The sequence below is a fragment of the Mycobacterium sp. genome, from assembly GCF_035623875.1.
GTDB lineage: Bacteria > Actinomycetota > Actinomycetes > Mycobacteriales > Mycobacteriaceae > Mycobacterium.
Genome location: NZ_DASPSP010000028.1, coordinates 1 through 7,681, shown reverse-complemented (window position 1 = coordinate 7,681; position 7,681 = coordinate 1). Strand labels below are relative to the sequence as shown.

General features: G+C 65.6%; 8 protein-coding genes and 1 pseudogene. 5 read left to right on the top strand and 4 right to left on the bottom strand.

What is annotated here, in order from left to right; translation table 11 throughout:
• From VEI45_RS02780 to VEI45_RS02770, 3 genes and pseudogenes are all read left to right on the top strand, one after another.
• A pseudogene (locus VEI45_RS02780) lies at positions 1-336 on the top strand (carboxymuconolactone decarboxylase family protein); the annotation flags it as partial.
• A gap of 52 nt (positions 337-388) precedes the next feature.
• Positions 389-1,099: a two-component system response regulator PrrA gene (gene prrA / locus VEI45_RS02775; RefSeq protein ID WP_324441440.1), complete on the top strand. Its 711-nt coding sequence runs from the start codon at positions 389-391 to the stop codon at positions 1,097-1,099.
• Between the two features lie 11 nt (positions 1,100-1,110).
• The gene (locus VEI45_RS02770) at positions 1,111-2,454 is read left to right on the top strand and encodes a HAMP domain-containing sensor histidine kinase (RefSeq protein ID WP_324849912.1); all 1,344 of its coding nucleotides are present in this window, start codon (positions 1,111-1,113) and stop codon (positions 2,452-2,454) included.
• Between the two features lie 23 nt (positions 2,455-2,477).
• On the opposite strand, the gene VEI45_RS02765 is transcribed toward VEI45_RS02770, so the two are convergent.
• From VEI45_RS02765 to VEI45_RS02755, 3 genes are read right to left on the bottom strand one after another with little or no spacing between them, the layout of a single operon-like run.
• Positions 2,478-2,870 (bottom strand): hypothetical protein, encoded by a 393-nt coding sequence (locus tag VEI45_RS02765; protein WP_324849909.1) that lies wholly within the window; start codon positions 2,868-2,870, stop codon positions 2,478-2,480.
• A gap of 32 nt (positions 2,871-2,902) precedes the next feature.
• Positions 2,903-3,916 carry an OmpA family protein gene (locus tag VEI45_RS02760; RefSeq protein WP_324849906.1) on the bottom strand — a complete coding sequence of 338 codons (1,014 nt, stop codon included), beginning with the start codon at positions 3,914-3,916 and terminating at the stop codon, positions 2,903-2,905.
• Positions 3,917-3,932: 16 nt separating this feature from the next.
• Complete coding sequence (locus tag VEI45_RS02755) at positions 3,933-4,295, bottom strand: FKBP-type peptidyl-prolyl cis-trans isomerase (protein WP_324849904.1); 363 nt, start codon at positions 4,293-4,295, stop codon at positions 3,933-3,935.
• 48 nt (positions 4,296-4,343) lie between these two features.
• On the opposite strand from VEI45_RS02755, the gene VEI45_RS02750 reads away from it, so the two are divergent.
• Together VEI45_RS02750 and VEI45_RS02745 are read left to right on the top strand one after the other, a co-directional pair.
• Positions 4,344-4,598, top strand: a complete 255-nt coding sequence (locus VEI45_RS02750; protein WP_324849902.1) for a DUF2630 family protein — start codon at positions 4,344-4,346, stop codon at positions 4,596-4,598.
• 3 nt (positions 4,599-4,601) lie between these two features.
• Positions 4,602-6,179: an NAD(P)/FAD-dependent oxidoreductase gene (locus VEI45_RS02745; RefSeq protein ID WP_324849900.1), complete on the top strand. Its 1,578-nt coding sequence runs from the start codon at positions 4,602-4,604 to the stop codon at positions 6,177-6,179.
• Here VEI45_RS02745 and VEI45_RS02740 read toward each other — a convergent pair.
• Entirely contained in the window at positions 6,176-7,471 is a 1,296-nt protein-coding gene (locus tag VEI45_RS02740; RefSeq protein WP_324849898.1) for a citrate synthase, read from the bottom strand. The genes VEI45_RS02745 and VEI45_RS02740 overlap by 4 nt on opposite strands.
• Between the last annotated feature and the right edge of the window lie 210 nt (positions 7,472-7,681).

Below are 7,681 nucleotides of genomic sequence, written 5' to 3'. Positions count from 1 at the left end.
GGCGCCGAGTATGAATGGGGCGTGCACGTCAGCGTCTTCGCCGCCAAAGCCGGCCTGACAGAAGCACAAATCACTTCGTTGACGGTCGGCGGACCCGACGACACCTGCTGGACCGACGCCGATCGGCTGCTGATCCGGTTGTGTGACAGCCTGCACGAGGGCTGCACCGTCGACGACGCGCTCTGGGCAGAGCTCACCGCACATCATTGCGACGAGGCGCTGCTGGAACTGCTCATGCTCGCGGGCACCTACCGCACCGTCAGTTATCTGGTGAACTCGCTGCGGCTGCCGCCGGAACCTGGCGCCTCCCGATTCCCGCTGTCGCGAGCGAATTGAACGGGGTGCGTCGAGCGAGGGTTCCCACAGCTACGGGCGACAATCAGGCATCATGGGCGGCATGGACACTGGTGTGACCTCACCCCGGGTTTTGGTTGTCGACGACGACTCCGACGTGCTGGCCTCCCTGGAACGTGGATTGCGGTTATCGGGCTTCGAAGTGTCGACCGCGGTTGACGGCGCCGAGGCATTGCGGAGCGCCACCGAGACCAGGCCCGATGCGATCGTGCTCGACATCAACATGCCGGTGCTGGACGGCGTCAGCGTGGTCACCGCCCTGCGCGCGATGGACAACGACGTCCCGGTCTGTGTGCTGAGTGCCCGCAGTTCGGTCGACGACCGGGTGGCCGGTCTGGAGGCCGGCGCCGACGACTACCTGGTCAAGCCGTTCGTGCTGGCCGAGTTGGTGGCTCGGGTGCGAGCGCTGCTGCGCCGCCGCGGATCCACCGCGACCTCGTCGTCGGAAACCATCACCGTCGGCCCACTGGAAGTGGACATCCCCGGTCGGCGGGCCCGAGTCAACGGCGTAGACGTCGACCTGACAAAGCGCGAGTTCGACCTGTTGGCCGTGCTGGCCGAACACAAGACCGCGGTGCTGTCGCGTGCACAGCTGCTGGAATTGGTGTGGGGATACGACTTCGCCGCCGACACCAACGTGGTCGATGTGTTCATCGGATACCTGCGCCGTAAGTTGGAAGCCGGAGGCGGCCCGCGGCTGCTGCACACTGTCCGTGGAGTGGGATTCGTACTGCGTATGCAGTGACGGGATCGAGTATGAACTTCTTGTCGCGAATCGTGACCCGCACGCCGTCGCTGCGTGCCCGGGTAGTGGTGGCGACGGTCATCGGCGCGGCTATTCCGGTGCTCATCGTCGGCGTCGTCGTTTGGGTGGGCATCACGAATGACCGCAAGGAACGGCTGGATCGCCGACTGGACGAGGCGGCCGGCTTCGCGATCCCGTTTTTGCCCCGCGGTCTCGGCGAAATCCCCAAATCCCCTAACGACCAAGATGCCGTCATCACCGTGCGCCGTGGCGGTGAAGAGGTCACGTCCAACTCGAAAGTCACCTTGCCGGAGTTGCCGGCCGGCTATGCCGATACCTATGTCAACGGGGTGCGCTATCGGGTTCGCACCGTGAATATCCCAGCGCCGCACCCGATGTTGGTGGCGGTGGGCGCGACCTATGACGCCACCATCGCCGACACCAACAACCTGCACCGCCGGGTGATCTTGATCTGCGCATTCTCGATCGGCGCGGCGGCTGTGTTCGCCTGGCTGCTGGCCACTTTCGCGGTGCGACCGTTCAAGCGGTTGGCGCAACAGACCAGGTCCATCGACGCCGGCGACGAGAGACCGCAGGTTCAAGTGCGCGGCGCCAGCGAGGCCGTCGAGATCGCCGAGGCCCTGCGGGGCATGCTGCAACGAATCTGGAACGAGCAGCTTCGGACCAAGGAGGCCCTGGAGTCGGCTCGGGACTTCGCGGCGGTCTCCTCGCATGAATTGCGTACGCCGCTGACGGCGATGCGGACCAACCTCGAGGTACTGGCCACCCTGGACCTGCCGGACGAGCAACGCAAAGAAGTGCTCCACGACGTGATCCGGACCCAATCGCGGATCGAGGCCACGTTGTCCGCCCTGGAGCGGCTGGCCCAGGGTGAGCTGTCGACGTCGGAGGATCAGGTGCCGGTCGACATCACCGAGCTGCTCGACCGCGCGGCACACGACGCCATGCGGATCTATCCCGACCTCGACGTGTCGCTGGTGCCGTCGCCCACCTGCATCATCGTCGGGCTGCCCGCGGGCCTGCGTCTTGCCGTCGACAACGCGATCGCGAATGCCGTCAAACACGGTGGCGCCACCCGTGTTCAGCTGTCCGCGGTCAGCTCGCGGGCGGGCGTGGAAATCGCGGTCGACGACAACGGCGGCGGAGTACCTGAGGATGAGCGCCAGGTGGTGTTCGAGCGTTTCTCCCGAGGATCAACCGCGTCGCATTCGGGCTCCGGTCTGGGTCTGGCGCTGGTGGCCCAGCAAGCACACCTGCACGGCGGTACGGCGTCGCTGGAGGACAGCCCGTTGGGCGGAGTGCGGCTGATGCTGCGTCTGCCCGGCCCGAGCTGACGCTCACGCCAGGGGTGTGAACCCTACTTTTTGTTTCTGCCCTTGTGCCACGGTGTGAACCCACCCTGCTCGGCGGATTCCTCGTCTTTGAACCAGACTTCGGCGATGGTCTGCTGGTAGTGGGGGCTGTCGGGGGTGTGGTAAAGCATGGAATCCTCGTTGCCCTTCACCAGCCAACCCTCCGGACCGCTGCCGTCGGCTCCGGGGCGGGCCGAACCCGCACCGTAGGGACTGTCTGCGACCGCTTTGATCTTCGTTGTCTCAGCCTCTAACGGGCTCTTCACAGCCGCGGCGGCAGCAGTAGCCGAAGACCTCACCGGCACTTCACGTTTGACGCGCCGAATCGTCAGCGCGAACGTCAGGAACAAGCCGAGCAGGAAAGCGAGGCCGACCAGCCCGTAGTTCGAGTGGCTCACCATTGGATGACGAAGTCCATGTCGGATTCTCCTTAGCTGACCACGATTTCGACGCGGCGATTCTTGGCTTGGCCGTCCGGGCTGTTGTTGTCAGCGACCGGGTCGGCAGCACCGAAACCTTTCGCGGTCAGGTGATCACGCGTGACACCTCGTGCGATCAGGTAATCCACGACGGCGTCCGCACGGTTAGTGCTCAACGGGTTGTTGATGGCGTCGTTACCGGTGTTGTCGGTATAGCCGTTGACGGTCACGTTCACCCCCGGGCAGGTCTTCAGCTTGTCGGCAACTTGGTTCAGTGTCTGCTCAGCGGCCGGCGTCAGCGCGTACCCGTCGGTGGCAAAGGTAATCGGGCCAAAGGCTTTGACATCCGATCGCAGGTTGGCGCAGGCATTGCCCGGGCCAAGAGCCGGTGCCGGGCCCGGGGGTGCGCTCGCAGTGACGGGACCGCCGATCCCCATCGTGTCAACGATATTCAAATTCGGCCAGGCCGCGTCGGCTGCCTCCTCGATGGCGTTTTGCTGCCCGCCCGAACCCGTCGTCCCGATCAGGGTGATGGTGTCCCCCTTGACGGTGAGACCGAAATCGGGAACCGACGCCGCGGCCTTGAAAACCGGTGCAGCATTGGAGAAATCGAGAGAAGTGGTGTCCGGGTTGATCCGTAGGTTGTCGACGATGCTGATATTCGGTCCGAAGCCCGCCTTCAGCGCCGCCAGTAGCGACTCCTTTGCCTCAAGCGTGGGCATGTCACCGGAGAGCTTGATGTCGTTGCCGCTGCGGGTGATTGACACCGGTGCCAGCGACACCGGTGGAATCGTCGGTGTGTTCGGCGCGCCGCCGGACGGCTTGGGCGGGTTTAGCGTTGGCAACGCGCCCGTCGGCCCGTTGACCATCGATCCGGTCCGGCCCAGGTCGCCGTAGCCGATTACCGCCAGCAGCAACGGAATAACGACCAAGCCGATCAACCACGGCAGGCCGGAATATCGCCGGTAGAACTTCGAGGTTCGTCGCCACTCGGTGGCGTCGGGTGCTTCATCGGATCCCGCCATTGGGTCCTCTCTCTTGCTAGCGGGTACTGAGCAGGTCAATCACGAAGATCAGCGTCTTGCCTGACAGCTGATGCCCTGAGCCGACCGGCCCATAGGCCTGGGCGGGTGGGATCACTAGCTGACGCCGGCCGCCCACCTTCATTCCGGGGATGCCGTCCTGCCATCCCTGGATGAGACCGCGCAACGGGAATTCGATGGGCTCGCCGCGACCCCATGAGCTGTCGAATTCTTCGCCGGTGTCGTACTCGACGCCGACGTAGTGCACCTCGACGATGCCGCCCGGCACGGCTTCGGGTCCATCCCCGACCACCAGGTCTTCGATGACGAGTTGTGCGGGCGCTGGGCCGCTCGGAAAGTCGATCTCAGGTTTGCTTGGCACGGATGCGACCCTAGTCCGGCACACTTGATTCGTGGAAGAGGACCAAAAATGACCGACAACACAGACAGCGCCGCCCTGACGCATATCCACGGTCTGGTCGCTGAGGAGAAGGCACTTCGGGCGCAGCTACAGCACGGCGACATCAGTGCGTCCGAGGAGCACGAGCGGCTGCGCCGCATCGAGACCGAACTCGACCAATGCTGGGATCTGCTTCGGCAGCGTCGGGCGCTGCGCGAAACCGGTGGCGACCCGGGCCAGGCCGCGGTGCGCCCGCCCGGCCAAGTCGAGGGCTACCTGGGCTGACCGATGGTTGCCGACCCGGATGACGTCGACGTGGTCATCGTGGGTGGCGGACACAACGGCCTGGTCGCGGCCGCATACCTGGCCCGGGCCGGCCTGCGGGTACGGCTGCTGGAGCGGCTGGCCCAGGTCGGCGGCGCCGCGGTGTCATCGCAGATCTTCGACGGTGTCGACGCCCGGCTGTCGCGATATGCCTACCTGGTGAGCCTGTTGCCGGCCCGCATCACCGACGACCTCGGTGCGGCGGTGCGGTTGGCCCGGCGGCCGTATTCGTCCTATACGCCCGATCCGGCCACGGCAGGACGCACCGGCCTGCTGGTCGGCCCACACTCCACCTTCGGCGCCGTCGGCGCCCACGATGACGAGCGGGCCTTCGCTGCGTTCTATCGGCGCTGCCGACTGGTGACCGAGCGACTCTGGCCAACGTTGTTGGAGCCGTTGCGCACTCGCGAGCAGGCCCGCCGAGAGGTCGTCGACAGCGGCGGCGCCGAAGCGGCCGCGGCCTGGCGAGCCATGGTCGATCGACCGATTGGCAACGCGATCGCCGATGCGATCGGCAACGACCTGGTGCGCGGCGTGGTGGCGACCGACGCGCTGATCGGCACCTTCGCCCGGCTCGACGACCCGTCGCTGCAGCAGAACGTCTGTTTCCTGTATCACCTCATCGGCGGCGGCGTCGGGGAGTGGCACGTCCCAGTCGGCGGCATGGGTTCGGTGAGCGCGGCGCTGGCCGCCGCGGCTACTGGCCGTGGAGCCGAAATCATCACCAGCGCAGAGGTTTACGCGGTCGACCCGAACGGCGAGGTGCGCTACCGCCGGCACGACGACGAGCACGTGGTGCGCGGCCGGTTTGTGCTCGCCGGTGTCACACCGGCGGTGCTGGCCGGCCTGCTCGGGGAGCAGTCACCGACACCCGCTCACGGCGCTCAGGTCAAGGTGAACATGGTGCTGCGGCGGCTGCCGCGACTGCGCGACGACAGCCTGAGACCCGAGCAGGCATTCGGCGGAACGTTTCACGTCAACGAGACCTGGACACAGCTGGACGCGGCGTATTCGCGGGCCGCCGCGAAAGCGCTGCCCGACCCACTTCCGTGCGAGATCTACTGCCATTCGCTGACCGACCCGAGCATCCTGTCCCCCGCGCTGCGCGAATCGGGCGCTGCGACCCTGACGGTGTTCGGCCTGCACACACCCCATCCAGTATTCGGCGCCGAGCGCGACACGCTCACCGATGCAGTGTTGGCGTCGCTGAATTCCATTCTCGCCGAACCGATTCAGGACGTGGTGATGAATGACGCGAACGGCCTGCGCTGTGTCGAGACGACTACCACCCTGGACCTGGAGCACGCGCTGGGGATGACGGGCGGCAACATCTTCCACGGCGCACTGCGCTGGCCGTTCGCTGACGACGACGACGGGCTGGATACCCCGGCACGGCAGTGGGGTGTGGCAACCATCCACGAGCGAATCCTGCTGTGCGGCTCGGGCGCCCGCCGCGGCGGAGCGGTCTCCGGCATCGGCGGCCACAACGCTGCGATGGCGGTACTTACAGCGGTGTTCGCCGGGCCCCGCCCGGCCACCTAGCGGGAATCGATGGTGGCGTAGTTGCGCTCGGTGTAGCCGGTGTAGATCTGGCGGGGACGGCCGATCTTGCTGTCGCCTTCGTCGTGCATCTCACGCCAATGGGCGATCCAGCCGGGCAGCCGCCCGAGGGCGAACAGCACGGTAAACATCCGCGTCGGGAAGCCCAGCGCCCGGTAGATCAGGCCGGTGTAGAAGTCGACGTTCGGGTAGAGCTTGCGCTCGATGAAGTAGTCGTCGGTCAGCGCCGCCTCTTCAAGCTCCTTGGCGATGTCCAGCAGGTCGTCGTCGCCGCCCAGCTTGGCCAGGATCTTGTCGGCCTGCTCCTTGACGATGCGAGCGCGCGGGTCGTAGTTCTTGTAGACCCGGTGGCCGAAGCCCATCAGCTTCACCCCGGCCTCGCGGTTCTTGACCTTCCGTACGAATTCGCCGACGTCGTCGTCGCTCTTGCGGATCTCCTCCAGCATCTCCAGCACGGCCTGGTTGGCGCCACCGTGCAGCGGGCCCCACAGTGCGTTGATACCGCCGGAGATCGAGGTGAACAGGTTGGCCTGCGACGAACCCACCAGCCGCACCGTCGACGTCGAACAGTTCTGCTCGTGGTCGGCGTGCAAGATGAGCAACATGTCGAGCGCCCGAACGACCTCGGGGTCGGGGTCGTAGGGCTCGGCGGGCAGCCCGAACGTCATCCGCAGGAAGTTCTCCACCAGCGTCAGCGAGTTGTCCGGGTAGAGGAACGGCTGTCCGACCGACTTCTTGTAGGCATAAGCGGCGATGGTGGGCAGCTTGGCCAGCAACCGGATCGTCGACAGCTCCACCTGCTCGGTGTCCATCGGGTCAAGCGAATCCGGGTAGTACGCGGAGAGCGCGTTGACGGTGCTGGACAGCACCGGCATCGGGTGGGCGTTGCGCGGAAAGCCGTCGAAGAACCGCTTGAGGTCCTCATGCAGCATGGTGTGCAGCTGGATCTGGCGGGTGAAAGTGGCCAGCTGCTCCTTGGTCGGCAGCTCGCCGTAGATCAGCAGGTAACTCACTTCGATGAACGTCGACTTCTCTGCGAGCTGCTCGATCGGGATACCGCGATAGCGCAGGATGCCGGCGTCGCCGTCGATGTAGGTGATGGAGCTCTTGCACGAGGCGGTGTTGACGAAGCCGTTGTCGAACGTCGTATATCCGCTCTTGGACAGCAGAGAGCCGAGCGCGATGCCGTCGGCTCCCTCGCTGGCGTGGACGATGTCGAGATCCAACTCACCACCCGGGTACTTCAGAGTGGCGGAGTCGTCGTTTGCGGCCACTGGAACCCCTTTGCGGTCTCGGCTGATGCTGTCCCTACAAGGTTGCTATAGGTGAAGGTAGTCGTTACTGGGACGGCGCGCCTGCGCGGGGTCGGGTCCCGGACAACCCGGCTTTACTCGATCTTGACCGCGTGTTGAATCCCCACACGCACGATCGGGGACGTGACTACGCTTCAAGCAGTGGAACTGGGGGTTTTGGGACCTCTCCAG